The 13,328-nt window shown below is 71.6% G+C and carries 14 protein-coding genes; 7 read left to right on the forward strand and 7 right to left on the reverse strand.

The window, feature by feature from the left end:
- Nucleotides 1-18: 18 nt before the first annotated feature.
- The 3 genes from ACWEPG_RS21105 to ACWEPG_RS21115 form a co-directional block, all read right to left on the reverse strand.
- Nucleotides 19-1,188: a M20 family metallopeptidase gene (locus ACWEPG_RS21105; protein ID WP_450116155.1), complete on the reverse strand. Its 1,170-nt coding sequence runs from the start codon at nt 1,186-1,188 to the stop codon at nt 19-21.
- The gene (locus ACWEPG_RS21110; RefSeq protein ID WP_452595203.1) at nt 1,185-2,393 is read right to left on the reverse strand and encodes a M20 family metallopeptidase; all 1,209 of its coding nucleotides are present in this window, start codon (nt 2,391-2,393) and stop codon (nt 1,185-1,187) included. Before ACWEPG_RS21110 ends, ACWEPG_RS21105 begins: the two co-directional genes overlap by 4 nt.
- A 111-nt stretch (nt 2,394-2,504) precedes the next feature.
- On the reverse strand, nt 2,505-3,209 hold the full coding sequence (locus ACWEPG_RS21115; protein ID WP_452595204.1) for an enoyl-CoA hydratase/isomerase family protein: 705 nt from the start codon (nt 3,207-3,209) through the stop codon (nt 2,505-2,507).
- A 53-nt stretch (nt 3,210-3,262) separates the two neighbouring features.
- Between ACWEPG_RS21115 and ACWEPG_RS21120 the strand changes: the two genes are divergently transcribed.
- Together ACWEPG_RS21120 and ACWEPG_RS21125 are read left to right on the forward strand one after the other, a co-directional pair.
- Nucleotides 3,263-4,048: a purine-nucleoside phosphorylase gene (locus ACWEPG_RS21120; RefSeq protein WP_450116158.1), complete on the forward strand. Its 786-nt coding sequence runs from the start codon at nt 3,263-3,265 to the stop codon at nt 4,046-4,048.
- A complete protein-coding gene (locus ACWEPG_RS21125) occupies nt 4,045-5,658 on the forward strand; it encodes a phospho-sugar mutase (RefSeq protein ID WP_452595205.1) in 1,614 nt (537 codons plus the stop codon). The genes ACWEPG_RS21120 and ACWEPG_RS21125 overlap by 4 nt, the downstream gene beginning before the upstream one ends.
- Nucleotides 5,659-5,717: 59 nt before the next feature.
- On the opposite strand, the gene upp is transcribed toward ACWEPG_RS21125, so the two are convergent.
- Nucleotides 5,718-6,347 (reverse strand): uracil phosphoribosyltransferase, encoded by a 630-nt coding sequence (upp, locus tag ACWEPG_RS21130; RefSeq protein WP_450116160.1) that lies wholly within the window; start codon nt 6,345-6,347, stop codon nt 5,718-5,720.
- Between the two features lie 137 nt (nt 6,348-6,484).
- Here upp and ACWEPG_RS21135 point away from each other — a divergent pair, with 137 nt between their 5' ends.
- The 5 genes from ACWEPG_RS21135 to ACWEPG_RS21155 are packed head-to-tail and all read left to right on the forward strand — an operon-like array spanning nt 6,485 to nt 10,078.
- Complete coding sequence (locus tag ACWEPG_RS21135; protein WP_452595206.1) at nt 6,485-6,808, forward strand: type VII secretion target; 324 nt, start codon at nt 6,485-6,487, stop codon at nt 6,806-6,808.
- A gap of 2 nt (nt 6,809-6,810) precedes the next feature.
- Nucleotides 6,811-7,992, forward strand: a complete 1,182-nt coding sequence (locus ACWEPG_RS21140; RefSeq protein ID WP_452595207.1) for a C40 family peptidase — start codon at nt 6,811-6,813, stop codon at nt 7,990-7,992.
- Nucleotides 7,989-8,462 carry a hypothetical protein gene (locus ACWEPG_RS21145; RefSeq protein WP_452595208.1) on the forward strand — a complete coding sequence of 158 codons (474 nt, stop codon included), beginning with the start codon at nt 7,989-7,991 and terminating at the stop codon, nt 8,460-8,462. Before ACWEPG_RS21140 ends, ACWEPG_RS21145 begins: the two co-directional genes overlap by 4 nt.
- A 49-nt stretch (nt 8,463-8,511) precedes the next feature.
- Entirely contained in the window at nt 8,512-8,811 is a 300-nt protein-coding gene (locus ACWEPG_RS21150; RefSeq protein WP_450116164.1) for a YbaB/EbfC family DNA-binding protein, read from the forward strand.
- Between the two features lie 10 nt (nt 8,812-8,821).
- Nucleotides 8,822-10,078 (forward strand): primosomal protein, encoded by a 1,257-nt coding sequence (locus ACWEPG_RS21155; RefSeq protein ID WP_450116165.1) that lies wholly within the window; start codon nt 8,822-8,824, stop codon nt 10,076-10,078.
- 39 nt (nt 10,079-10,117) lie between these two features.
- Here the strand turns inward: ACWEPG_RS21155 and ACWEPG_RS21160 are convergent, their stop codons facing one another.
- Genes ACWEPG_RS21160 through ACWEPG_RS21170 form a run of 3 tightly spaced genes read right to left on the reverse strand, consistent with a single transcriptional unit; the run spans nt 10,118 to nt 13,134 of the window.
- The gene (locus tag ACWEPG_RS21160; RefSeq protein ID WP_450136299.1) at nt 10,118-11,251 is read right to left on the reverse strand and encodes an adenosine deaminase; all 1,134 of its coding nucleotides are present in this window, start codon (nt 11,249-11,251) and stop codon (nt 10,118-10,120) included.
- 9 nt (nt 11,252-11,260) lie between these two features.
- Nucleotides 11,261-12,718 (reverse strand): thymidine phosphorylase, encoded by a 1,458-nt coding sequence (locus tag ACWEPG_RS21165; RefSeq protein WP_452595209.1) that lies wholly within the window; start codon nt 12,716-12,718, stop codon nt 11,261-11,263.
- Nucleotides 12,715-13,134, reverse strand: a complete 420-nt coding sequence (locus tag ACWEPG_RS21170) for a cytidine deaminase (protein WP_450116168.1) — start codon at nt 13,132-13,134, stop codon at nt 12,715-12,717. Before ACWEPG_RS21170 ends, ACWEPG_RS21165 begins: the two co-directional genes overlap by 4 nt.
- Nucleotides 13,135-13,328 lie beyond the last annotated feature (194 nt).

Consider the following 13,328-nt stretch of genomic DNA (forward strand, 5'->3'; position numbering starts at 1 on the left):
CCCGGGGCCCCGCCGCCGTCACGGCACCGTGGGCTCGCCGGACACGGCGAGATTCGCCATCACCCGCACGCCCACCGAGAGGGCCCGCTCGTCGAGGTCGAAGGTCGGCTGGTGGATGTCGAGCTGCTCCCCGATGCCGGACCACACCCCGAGCCGGGCCATCGCGCCCGGCACCTCCTCGAGATACCAGGAGAAGTCCTCGCCGCCGCCGGACTGCGGCGTGTCCGACAGGGCGTCGGGGCCAAGCTGTGAGATCGCGTGCTCGAACATCCGGGTGGAGACCTCGTCGTTGACGACGGGCGGGACGCCCCGGCGATAGTTCAGCTCGTACCGAACCCCGGTCGGCGCGAGCAGGCCGTGCACGATCTCCCGGACCAGCGGCTCGAGCAGCGCCCAGGTGTCGTGGTCACCGGTGCGGACGGTGCCGACCAGCCTGCCCGTCTGCGGGATTGCGTTCGGTGCCTGCCCGGCGCTGACCGCACCCCACACCATCACCGTGCTGGTCCGCGGGTCGATCCTCCGGCTGAGCATGCCGGGCAGCCCGGTGATGACCGTGCCGAGCGCGTACACCAGGTCGGTGGTCAGGTGCGGGCGCGAGGTGTGACCGCCGGGCGAGTCGAGCAGGAGCTCGACGGTGTCGGCGGCCGAGGTGATGGCCCCGAGCCGCACCCCCACGCGACCCGCCGCCAGTCGCGGATCACAGTGCAGCGCAAAGATTCTCGACACATCCTTCATCCCACCGCTCGCGACGACGTCGAGTGCGCCGCCCGGCATCACCTCCTCCGCGGGCTGGAACACCAGCCGCACCCCGTACGGCAGCGGCTCCGGCGACTGCGCGAGCGCGAGACCCGCCCCGAGCAGGATCGTCGTGTGCGCGTCGTGCCCGCACGCGTGGGAGATGCCGGGAACGGTGGACGCGTACGGCGCGCCGGTGTCCTCCTGCAGCGGCAACGCATCCATGTCCGCCCGCAGCGCCACCCGCGGGCCGTCCGGCCCGATGTCACAGGTCAGCCCGGTTCCGCCGGGCAGGATCTTCGGCTCGAGGCCGGCCGCGGCCAGCTTGCGCGCCACGAACTCGGTGGTGGCGAACTCCTGGCGGGCGAGTTCGGGGTGGGCGTGGATGTGCCTGCGCCAGGCCGACAACTCGGCGGTGTGCGTCTCGACCCAGTGATCGATCCAGCTGCTCACGACCGGGCCCCCTTCTCCGACGCGGAGCGCCGGCCGGCCAGGCCCGTCCGCTTCTCGACCCCGGCCAGCAACCGGTCCCTCTGCACCGGATCGGCCGCAGCCGCGACAGCGGTACCCGCCAGCGCGCGGGCACCGTCGAGCACCGCGCGGTCGGCGGAGGCCGTCACGCAGGCCGCCGCGAACTCCGGCTGGTGCGTCACCGCGCCGCCGGACTCGATCCCGATCACCGGGTGGATCCCCGGAATCACATGTGTCACGTTTCCCATGTCGGTGCTGCCCAGCGGGCGCGATCCTTCCCGGTCGGGGGGCAGCGGACTGCGTCCCATCGTCTCGATCAGTTCCCGGTACGCCCCGACCAACCAGGGGTCCGGCCGAAGCTCCGCGTAATTCGGTGACACCGTGCGGATGTCGTGAGTGCAGCCGGCGGCGAGCGCCCCGGCCTCGAAGCATGCGAAGGCCCGCTCGGTGAGCTCGGCGAGCGACTGCGACGTGCGGGCGCGCAGGTAGTACAGCATCTCGGTGCGGGCGGGCACGATGTTCGGCGCCGCGCCGCCGTCGCTGACTATCCCGTGCATCTGCTGATCGGGTTCGAGATGCTGACGCAGCAGACCCAGACCGACCTGCGCAACCGTCGCGGCATCGGCGGCGTTGCGACCGTGCTGCGGCGCGGCCGACGCGTGCGCCTCCCGCCCGCTGAAGGTGACCGCGACGTCCGCCATCGCCAGCGAACTCGCACCGGCGATGTCCTCGGGACCCGGATGCACCATCAGCGCCGCCGCGAGGTCGTCGAACGCGCCGCGTTCGAGCATGAGGACCTTGCCGCCACCACTCTCCTCGGCCGGTGTGCCGATCACCCGGACCGTGATGCCGAGGCGGTCCGCGACCGGAGCGAGCGCGATCCCCGCGCCGACGGCGGCAGCGGCGATGATGTTGTGCCCGCACGCATGACCGATCTCGGGCAGCGCGTCGTACTCGGCGAGGATCCCTACCACCAGATCGCCGCTGCCGTACTCGGCGCACAGCGCCGTCGGAAGGTCGGCGTACGGTGTGGTGACCTCGAACCCGTACCGGGACAGCAGTTCCGAGGTCTTCGCGGCACTACGGTGCTCGGCGAAGGCGAGTTCCGGCTCCGCATGGATGGAATGGGACAGCGCGATCAGATCCGCCTGCGCGCCGGCGAGCGCGTCGTCCACTTCCGAGGTCACACCATCCAGTGTCTCACCCCGCCGCGGCGGCGCTCATCCACGCCGCGGCAAGACTCGTCCGACGCGGCACCCGCCCATGTACTGGCGGGTGCCGCGGTGTCGGTCGACGAGTCAGTTCTGACCGAACGGCAGGTTGCCCGCGTCGGTCTTCGTCGCCAGCGCGGCGAGGATCGACGCGTGGATGTCCGCCTTGATCCGACCGAGGTTGGCACCGCGCACGTTCGCGGTCGCGCCGGCGCGGGCGACCGCGGCCGCGAGCACCCCGTCGCCCTCGACGATCTCGTTGACGATCCCGGCGGCGAGCGCGTCCGGGCCGGCGTAGCGACGGCTGGTGGTCATCGCCTCGACCGCGGTCGGGCGCGGCAGCTGCGTCGTCATGAGCGCGTTCATCCCGATCGTGAACGGCATGTTGAGGTTGGCCTCGGGCAGGCACCAGAACCCGCGGTCGGCGCGCATCACCCGCTGGTCGCAGGAGGCGGCGAGCATCGCACCGGCACCGAACGCGTGGCCGCCGATCGCGGCGACGGTGGTCATCGGGAGGGTCAGCAGTCGGGTGAAGATCGTGTGGACCCGGTCCAGGTAGCCGTGGATCTTGTCGAGGTTGCCGAACAGCCAGTCGGTGTCGAGGCCGTTGGTGAAGAACTTCCCGTCCGCGGTCACGACCAGCGCGGCCGGACCCTCCACCGCTTCGACCTGGTCGAGCGCGGCGTGGAACCGGTCGATCCAGTCCGGGTGGAAGCGGTTCTCGCTGTCCGTCACACCCTCGTCGCCGAGGTGGAGGATGTGGACGTCGCCGTTGCGCTCGAGATAAGGCATGCCCGGATACTACCTGCGGGTAACTTCCGCTGTCGCCAGTACTGTGTGCCTTCATGGGAACCCTCGAGCAGCAGGCCGCGCAGGTTCTGGCCGAGCGCACCGGCGTCGCGAAGCACGACGTCGCGATCGTCCTCGGCTCCGGCTGGCGGGCCGCCGCCGACGCGTTCGGCACGCCCGCGGCGACGGTGCCGATGACCGACCTCCCCGGTTTCGCGGCCCCGTCGGCGTCCGGGCACGCGGGTACCGCACTGTCGGTGTCCGTCGACGACGCCCGGGTCCTGATACTGCTCGGCCGCACCCATGCCTACGAGGGCCACGACCTCGCGCAGGTGGTGCACCCGGTGCGGACCGCCGTCGCCGCCGGCGCCCGCACGGTGGTCCTGACCAACGCCGCAGGCGGCATCAGGGAGGGCATGCGCGTCGGGCAACCCGTCCTGATCAGCGACCACCTCAACCTCACCGCCCGCTCCCCGCTCGTCGGCGCCCAGTTCGTCGACCTGACCGACGCCTACTCCCCACGGCTGCGGGACCTGGCCCGGTCGATCGACCCGGGTCTCGAGGAGGGCGTGTACGCGGGGCTGCCCGGCCCGCACTACGAGACGCCCGCCGAGATCCGGATGCTGCGGACCCTCGGCGCCGATCTGGTGGGCATGTCCACCGTGCACGAGACCATCGCGGCCCGCGCGGCAGGCGCGGAGGTCCTCGGCATCTCCCTGGTCACCAACCTCGCGGCGGGCATCACCGGCGAACCCCTCGACCACGCGGAGGTGCTCGCGGCGGGTGCGGCCGCGGCCGGACACATCGGCGGCCTGCTGCGGAAGCTGGTGTCGTCGCTGTGACCGACGACCTGCGCGGCCGGGTCGAGCGGTGGCTCGCCGGGGACCCCGACCCCGACGCGCGGGCCGAGCTCGCCGCGCTGCCGGAGGGCGAACTGGCGGAACGCTTCTCCGCCCCGCTGACCTTCGGCACCGCCGGGTTGCGCGGGCCGGTGCGGGCCGGACCCAACGGGATGAACGTCGCCGTCGTCACCCGCACCACCGCCGGGATCGCGGCGTGGCTGCAGGCGAAGTGTCTGGGCGGCTCGACGGTCGTGGTCGGGCGCGACGGGCGCCACGGCAGTGCAGTGTTCGCCACCACGGCAGCGGAAGTGCTTGCCGGCGCAGGTTTCTCGGTGGTGTTGCTGCCGGGGCCGACACCGACCCCGGTGGTCGCATACGCGGTGCGGAAGCTGGGCGCGCAGCTCGGCGTGCAGATCACCGCCTCGCACAACCCCGCCGCCGACAACGGCTACAAGGTGTATCTCGACGGCGGCGCGCAGCTGATCTCGCCGTCCGACCGGGAGATCGAGGACGCGATCGCCGCGGTCGGCCCGGCCGTCGCGGTGCCCCGCTCCCCCGTCCGTCCCGCCGAGGACACCCCACTGATGCGGGATTACCTCGCCCGCATCGCAACACTGACCCGATCCACCGAGCGAGACCTGCGCATCGCTCTGACGCCCCTGCACGGTGTCGGCGGCAAACTCGCCGTCGAGGCGCTGCAGGCGGCGGGATTCGCAGAGATCCACACGGTCGCGAGCCAGTACGCCCCGGACCCGGACTTCCCGACCGTCGCGTTCCCGAACCCGGAGGAGCCGGGGGCGACCGACGCGCTGCTGGAACTGGCCGCGCGGGTCGACGCCGATCTGGCGATCGCGCTCGATCCGGACGCCGACCGCTGCGCGGTGGGCGTCCCATCGGCGGACGGCTGGCGGATGCTCACCGGCGACGAGACCGGCGCGCTGCTCGGCGACCACCTGCTCTCGCGGCAACCGGAGGGCACGGATCCGCTCGTCGCGACCACCATCGTCTCTTCGCAGTTGCTCGGCCGGATCGCCGCGGCACGCGGAGCCCGGTTCGCCCGGACGCTGACCGGGTTCAAGTGGCTGGTCCGGGCGGGCAGTGGGCTGGTGTACGCGTACGAGGAGGCGATCGGGCACTGCGTGGACCCGGATGCGGTCCGGGACAAGGACGGGATCTCGGCCGCCGTCGTCGTCGCCGACCTCGCGGCGGGCCTGAAGGCGCGGGGGCGGACCCTTCTCGACGTTCTCGACGACCTGGCGGTCGAGTTCGGGGTGCACGCGACGGCGCAGGTGTCACTGCGTTTCGAGCACCTCGACCGGATCGCCGACGCGATGGCGGGGCTGCGCGCGGCCGTGCCCACCGAACTGGCCGGCCTGCCCGTCACGGCCGAGGACCTGCTGGACCGGCGCGGGCAGGCTCGCACCGACGCGGTGATCCTCACCGGCGAGCGGGTGCGGGTTGTGGTGCGTCCGTCGGGAACCGAGCCGAAGCTCAAGTGCTACCTGGAGGCGTTCGAGCCGGTCACGAGCCGCGCCGACCTGCCCCGCGCCCGCGCCGCCGCCGACGAGGCGCTTCGCGCGTGTGAGCGGTTCTCGACCCGGCTGGGGTGAAGCTCACTCCCGGCGGCGCGGCCGCGCCCAGATGTTGCCGGGCCCAGATGTTGCCGGGCCTAGATGTTGCGGGGCCCGAACTGCCGGTCGCCTGCGTCGCCGAGGCCGGGGACGATGTACGCGTCCTCGTTCAGTCCCTCGTCGATGCTCGCGGTGACCAGACGCACAGGCAGGCCCGAGTCGGCGAGCGCGGCGACGCCCTGCGGTGCGGCGACCACGCAGACGGCGGTGATGTCGGTGGCGCCGCGCTCGACGAGAAGTTCGAGGGTCCGCACCATCGACCCGCCGGTGGCGAGCATCGGGTCGAGGACGTAGACGGGGATCCCGGCCAGGTCGGCGGGGAGCGATTCCAGGTACGGCACCGGCTGGTGCGTCTGTTCGTCCCGCGCCATCCCGACGAATCCGACCTGGGACTGCGGGATGGTCAGACTGGCCTGCTCGACCATGCCGAGCCCGGCGCGCAGCACCGGCACCAGCAGCGGCGGCGCGGCCAACCGGACGCCGCGCGCGGGCGAGACGGGCGTGGCGATCTCGAATTCCTCGATCTCGGCGTCGCGGATCGCCTCGTAGATCAGCATCTGCGTCAGTTCGCGCAGTGCCGCGCGGAACGCCGGATTGCTGCTGTGTTCGTCGCGCATCGTGGTCAATCGTGCGGCTGCCAACGGGTGATCGACCACGTGCGTATCCATGGGCCTCAGGATATGCAGCGGAGGTCGGGCACGCGAAACCGGCGGGAACCGGATGGTGCACCTCTGCGTCCAATCTCGTGACGGTTCGGCTCAGACCGACCGGGCGCAGGGATCGAACGAAACGGGGGAATCGGGCTATGACCGAGTTTTCAGCGGTGACCGACGGGATCCGCGCATACGGCGCGACGGCCACGGTGATGGCGGCCGGTGTGCGCCAGGCCGCGGCGGGGGTAGCCACGGTCGGGCCGGGCCTGTTGACGCCGGTGTTCGGGCTGATCGGCGGCGACTTCCTGGCCGCGTTCGCGACGGCACACGGCTCGCACACCGCCGCGCTCGACGCGCTCGCGGACACCCTCGACAGCATGGGCGCGGCCGCGCACGCGACGGCCACCGTCTACGACGGCGCGGACCGGTCGGTGGCGGGCGGGCTCGCCGACACGGGCTCCGGACTGGAGGTGTGAGAATGATCGCCGTCGACCTGCTGACCCGTCCCCTGACCGACCTGCTCGACACGTTCGGCACCGGCGTGCTGCCGCCCGACGGACCGCCGGAGGCGCTGGCGATTGCATCCGCGGCGCTCGACTCCGCCTATGCCGTCGGCAAGCTCGGGCTCGCCGAGCTCGGCGGCGCCTGGTCGGGAGCGGCCGCCGACGCCGCGGCCGCCAAGGGGCAGCAGGCCCAGGTCCAGCAGGTGAAACTCTCGGAGCGTGGAACGGAGATCGCCGCCGTGCTGACGTCGGCGTCCGGCGACGTCGGCGCGGGCATGGCCGAACTCCAGGCGATCGTCGGCTCGTTCGTCTCGACCGCCGTCGCGGCCGGTCCCGCCCTGACCACGCCCGCCGGGCAGATCATGATCGTCGCGTCCGCCATCGACCACCTGTCGCGCGGCCTGGCCGTGGTCGCCCGGGTCCGTGGCCAGCTCGACGTGCACACAGCCGCGATGACGGAGCTGACCGCTCCCGCCCCGGCGGTGGCGCAGGCAGACACCGGTGCCGTGCAGGCGGTCGTCCGCCCGTCGGCGGCGGGCCGTGAGGTCCCGCTGTCGGGCCTGCAGCAGCGGGGCGACGCGTTCAGTGGCTTCGCACGCGGCTTCACCGATTCGGCGTCCTTCCAGCCCGCGTCGACCTACTCGGGGTTCTCGGGGGCGATGTCTCCGATCTCACGTTCGGGCGGCGCCTCGGCCCCGTCCCCCGGCGGTCCCGCTCCCGCGATCCGCGGTGGGAGCAGTTCGGACCTGTTCGGCTCGAGTGGCGGCGTCGAGGTGTTCCTGCCGGACGGCAGCAGCGCGATGGCACCGAACAAGGAGGCCGCCGACGCGGTGCGCAACGCCCTCAGCCAGCAGGGTGTGCCGTACTCGTGGGGCGGGACGACGCCCGGGCAGGGCCTGGACTGCTCCGGACTGACCCAGTGGGCGTACGGCGAGGCGGGTGTGGACATTCCCCGCCTCGCGCAGGAGCAGAACGTGGGCTGCCAGGTGGATCCGTCCGACCTTCGACCGGGTGATCTCGCCGTCTGGGACGGCCATGTGGCGATGGTGATCGGCAACGGCCAGATGGTCGAAGCAGGCGACCCCGTCCAGGTCAGCGCGGTCCGCACCGACAACATCGGTATGAGCTTCCACGGCTTCTACCGGCCCACCGCATGAACACACCGTTCGACGCCCCCGACGCCCGGTTCGGCCCCGGCATCCCGGTTGCCGCGGTGCTCGGCGCGACCGCTACCCCGGCCCCGGCCCCGGCCTCGGCCCCGATGGCCATACCGGGCCCCGAGCCGGAGCCGGTGCAACTCCCGGAGGACGCCGCCGTCGCCACGACGAGCAACCGTGCGGGCACCGTCACCGTCACCGCGACCGATCGCGGTCAACCGCTCGACGTGCGGGTCGACCCGCGGGAACTGCGCTACAGCGGAGCCGGGCTGGCGGCGGCGATCCTGGAGATGTGCCGGGCGTCGGCGGCGGAGGCCGGGGCCCGCCGCCGCGAGGACCTGGCTGCCGCGGGCGTCCCGGAGGACGTCCTCGACCAGCTCGGATTGCCCACCCGCGACGATCTCGCCGACGCGCAGGCGCGACGGGAGGCGGACGAGGCCACCCCGGCGACGTGGATGAGGCCGGTGTGAGCGAAGCGAACAGGGTCGTTGGTATGAGCGGAACGAACGGGTGGTTGCTGTGAGCGGGGCGATGGATGCGGTCGTCGCTCGCGCGGGCGCCGGGCTCCAATCACTCGAGGACGCGCTGCATCAGCTGTCGTCGGCGCGGGCTCGCGTCAGCCACGGTTCCGGGTTGGTGAGTGTGGAGGTGGACCAGCACGGCGGCATGTGTGGGCTGTGGCTGCCCGAATCGCTGGACGGGGTCGACGCCCGTGACCTGGGGCGCGCGATTGTCGAGACGGCGGGTCGGGCCGCCGGACTGGTCGCGCAGCGGCGGGAGGCGATCCTGGCATCGCTTGCACGTGCGCTGACCGATTAGGCTTCGCGCCATGGCTGGAGACATCGTCCCGATCCAACTCGGTCTGACCGACGGCGACCTCGTCACTCTGTGGGCTCCGCGGTGGCGTGAGGGGGACGACGAGTGGGAGGCGTTCCTCGGCCACGGTGACGATCTGTACGGGTTCGCCTCCGCCGCCGAGCTGGCGGCGTTCGTGCGCGCGAACTCCGAGCACGACCTGATCGAGCACCCGTCCTGGCGGATCGTCGCGGCACTGTCGGCGGCGGAGTTCGAACCCGACGAGTCGCATGTCTTCGATCTCGTCGGCGTCCTGGAACTCGTCGCGGGCGACCCGGACGCGGACACGCTCGGCGAACTCGAGGACACCTTCGAGATCACGCGCTCGATCGGCGAGGTCTGCGAACTGGACGCCGTCACCCGCTATTTCAGCGCGCACCCGGTCCTCGGGTCCGTCGGGGCCGGACCGAGCGCCTTCTTCGGGCGTGAGGGGGCGGAACGGTGGGATCAGGTCGGTGCCGCCGTCGCGGCCGGCTGGGATCGGGTGATCGACGCGATCGACGCGATCGTCCAGTCACCGGCGGTCGATGCGGCCGCGGTCGAGGAGGCCGAGGCCGAAATCGTTGCGGCCGAGGAGAACGTCGTCGACGCCGACGATCTCGCCGAGGAGGGTGACGACGAGGGCGACGACATCGAGTACGTGACGCTCGGCGACACCGACGAGACCGATGGCGAGGAGGAGGAGACGTTCTGGACGTCGGTCGGGATCGACCCCGTCAAGATCATCACGTCCTCGGCGACGTATTTCACGTTGCGCTGCTATCTCGACGACGAACCGGTCTTCCTCGGCCGGGGCGGCAAGATCCTGGTCTTCACGTCCGAGCGCGCACTGGCCCGCTACCTGGCCGACCACAACGACCACGCCCTCGCCCACGTCAGCACGTATTCCGACGTGGCGGCGGCCGCGGTGGACGGTTCGCTCGAGATCGAGGTCACCGACGAGAACGTGTACGTCCTGCCGGGTCTGGCCGACGACCTGGCCGAAGGGCCGCGGGCGGTGGACGCCGACCAGCTCGATCTGGCGGTGGAACTGTTCACCGACGCGGCGGCGTTCGCCGACGACGACTCCACCGAGCAGGCGCTGGCGCCGTCCACGCCGCTCGGCTGGTACGTCTCCTACACGCTCAACCCCGACCCGACGCGCCTGGCGCCGAGTGCCCCGTTCACCGCGGAGTCGCAGTCCTGGCGCGAGCTCGAGCAGGAGTTCGAGTCCCGGCTGCGGGTGGAGTGACGACGGGGACCCCAGTCCGCGAGGCCCCCGTTCACGACGTCACTGCCCGCGCAGCCGCGCGTACCCCGGTTTGACCACGTCCTCGATCAGCGCCAGCCGCTCCGGGAACGGGATGAACGCGGACTTGAGCGCGTTGATGGTGAACCGCTCGAGGTCGTTCCAGTCGTAGTCGAAGGTCTCGGCGAGCTTGATCATCTCTCGGCTCATCGTGGTCGCGCTCATCAGCCGGTTGTCGGTGTTGACGGTGACCCGGAAGCGGAGCCGGGCGAGCAGGTCGAAGGGGTGCCGTTCCAGGCTGGGGACGGCGCCTGTCTGCACATTCGAGCTCGGGCACAGCTCCAGCGGAATCCGCTTGTCCCGCACGTAGTTGGCGAGTCGGCCGAGGCGGGCGTCCCCGTCGTCGTCGACGGCGATGTCGTCGGTGATCCGCACGCCGTGCCCGAGCCGGTCGGCGCCGCAGAAGGCGATCGCCTCGTGGATCGACGGCAGTCCGAACGCCTCGCCTGCGTGAATCGTGAAGTGTGCGTTGTTCGCCCGCATGTGTTCGAAGGCGTCGAGGTGCCGGCTCGGTGGGTGCCCGGCCTCGGCGCCTGCGATGTCGAACCCGACGACTCCGCGCTCCCGGAAGCGGACGGCCAGGTCCGCGATCTCCCGGGAGCGTGCGGCATGCCGCATCGCGGTGAGCAGGCAGCCGACCCGGATCTCGTGTCCGGCGTCCCGCGCCTGCGCCGTCCCGTCCTCGAACCCGAGCAGGGTGTGGTGCACCACCTCGTCGAGGGTCAGGCCCCGCTCGAGGTGCTGTTCGGGCGCGAACCGGACCTCCGCGTACACGACGCCGTCCGCGGCGAGGTCGGCGACGCATTCGCGCGCGACCCGCTGCAGACCCTCGGGGGTCTGCATCACCGCGACGGTGTGGGCGAACGTCTCCAGATACTGCTCCAGTGAGCCGCTGCTCGCCGCCGAGGAGAACCAGTCCGCGAGGGTGTCGGCGTCGTCGGCGGGCAACCCGTCGTAGCCGCAGTGGTGGGCGAGTTCGAGCACGGTGGCCGGCCGGAGTCCGCCGTCGAGATGGTCGTGCAGCAGTGCCTTCGGCGCGGTGCGCACCGTGTCGAGGTCGAGAGGGGCCGGGCCGGGGCCGGTCGGGGTGATGTTCCAGCTCGGTGGCGTGCTCATATCCCGAAACTAGACCCGGACCAGGCCGATGCGGTCGATCACGAGCGGCTCGTCGGGTGGCGTGTCGCCGATGTCCCAGGCTCCGTCGAGGGCGGCGCGGGCGTGTTCGAACCGGTGCGGGGTGTCGGTGTGCAAGGTCAGCAGCGGTGCGCCGGCGACGACGGTGTCGCCCGGACGGGCGTGCCACTGCACGCCGGCGCCGGGCTGGACTGCCTGTCCCTGTCGTTCACGGCCCGCGCCGAGCCGCCACGCGGCGACGCCGACGGCCATCGCGTCGAGCCGGGTGAGCGCTCCGGAGCTGTTTGCGTACAACACTTCTCGCTCCCTCGCGACAGGCAGCGGTGCCGCCGGGTCCCCGCCCTGCGCACGCACCATCGCCCGCCACCGGTCCATCGCCCGCCCGTCCCGCAGGACGTCGGCCGGATCGACGGTGTCCAGCCCGGCCGCCGCGAGCATCTCCCGCGCCAGGGTGACGGTCAGCTCCACCACGTCCGCCGGTCCCCCGCCGGCGAGCACCTCGACCGCCTCCGCGACCTCGAGGGCGTTGCCCGCGGTGTATCCGAGCGGGGTGTCCATCGCCGTCAGCAGCGCGACCGTGTGCACCCCGGCGTCGTGACCGAGTTCGACCATCGCCGTGGCCAATTCGCGCGCCTGCGGAACCGATTTCATGAAGGCACCGGAGCCGACCTTCACGTCGAGGACGAGCGACTGTGAGCCCTCCGCGATCTTCTTGCTCATGATCGAACTGGCGATCAGCGGGATGGACTCGACGGTGCCGGTGACGTCGCGCAGTGCGTACAGCTTGCGGTCCGCCGGGGCGAGATCCGCACTCGCCGCGCACACCACCGCGCCGACCCGTGGGTCCGCGAGCGTCCGCAGGATCTCGTCCGCGTCCAGATCCGCGCGCCATCCGCGGATCGCCTCGAGCTTGTCGAGAGTGCCTCCGGTGTGGCCGAGCCCGCGCCCGGACAGCTGCGGGACCGCGGCTCCGCAGGCGGCCACCAGCGGCGCGAGCGGCAGGGTGATCTTGTCCCCCACCCCGCCCGTCGAGTGCTTATCCACGGTGGGCCGCGGCAGCGACGTCAGGTCCATCCGACGGCCGGACGCGATCATCGCGCGGGTCCAGGCCGCGGTCTCGCGGCGACCCAGGCCGCGGAAGACGATCGCCATCGCGAGCGCGGACATCTGCTCGTCGGCGACGTCGCCGCGGGTGTAGGCGTCGACGACCCACTCGATCTGTGCGTCGGTGAGCTCGCGCCCGTCCCGCTTGGCGGTGATGACGGAGACTGCGTCAAAACCTCCCGAGGCTGCGCCCGAGACTGCGTCAAAACCCCCCGAGGCTGCGCCCGAGCCTGCGTCAAAACCCCCCGAGGCTGCGCCCGAGACTGCGTCAAAACCCCCCGAGGCTGCGCCCGAGGCGACGTCAAAACCCCCCGAGGCTGCGCCCGAGCTGACGTGCGCGCTCATCGGGTCCCGTCCTCGCCGGTGTGCACCCGCGCCAGGTCATCAGGCCCGAAGGGCGCAGGCAGAAGCGTCGACAGTGGCACCGGACCCACCCCGGTGTCGACCAGCAGTCCCCCGCCGCCATGCTCGTGCAGCAGCTGCCTGCAGCGCCCGCACGGCGTCAGTACCTGGGAATTCGCATCACGGCAGCTGAACGCGACCAGGCGCCCGCCTCCGGTGGCGTGCAAGTTACCGACGAGTCCACATTCGGCGCACAGACTCAGCCCGTATGAGACATTTTCCACATTGCATCCGACGACAATTCGGCCATCGTCGACCAGCGCGGCCGCACCCACCGGATAGTGCGAATACGGCGCATATGCCCCCTCGCGGACACGATCTGCGTTGTCGCGCAACAGTTTCCAATCGATTTCGACCACAATTCCCCATCCTCGCACGAGCGGGGCACCACCGCAGCGCGCCGCGCCGACCCACGCTGACCATTGGAAAGGCAAACCTAAGTAGCGTTCCCTGGTCTCGTACGAACCGCCCGTCGAATTAGTTCCCACTTCCGGGGAGGATTACAGTGCAGTGAGTCGGTTCAGGTTCTCGTCGCGCCATAGGCTGAAAACTG

Source organism: Rhodococcus sp. NPDC004095 (assembly GCF_053604015.1).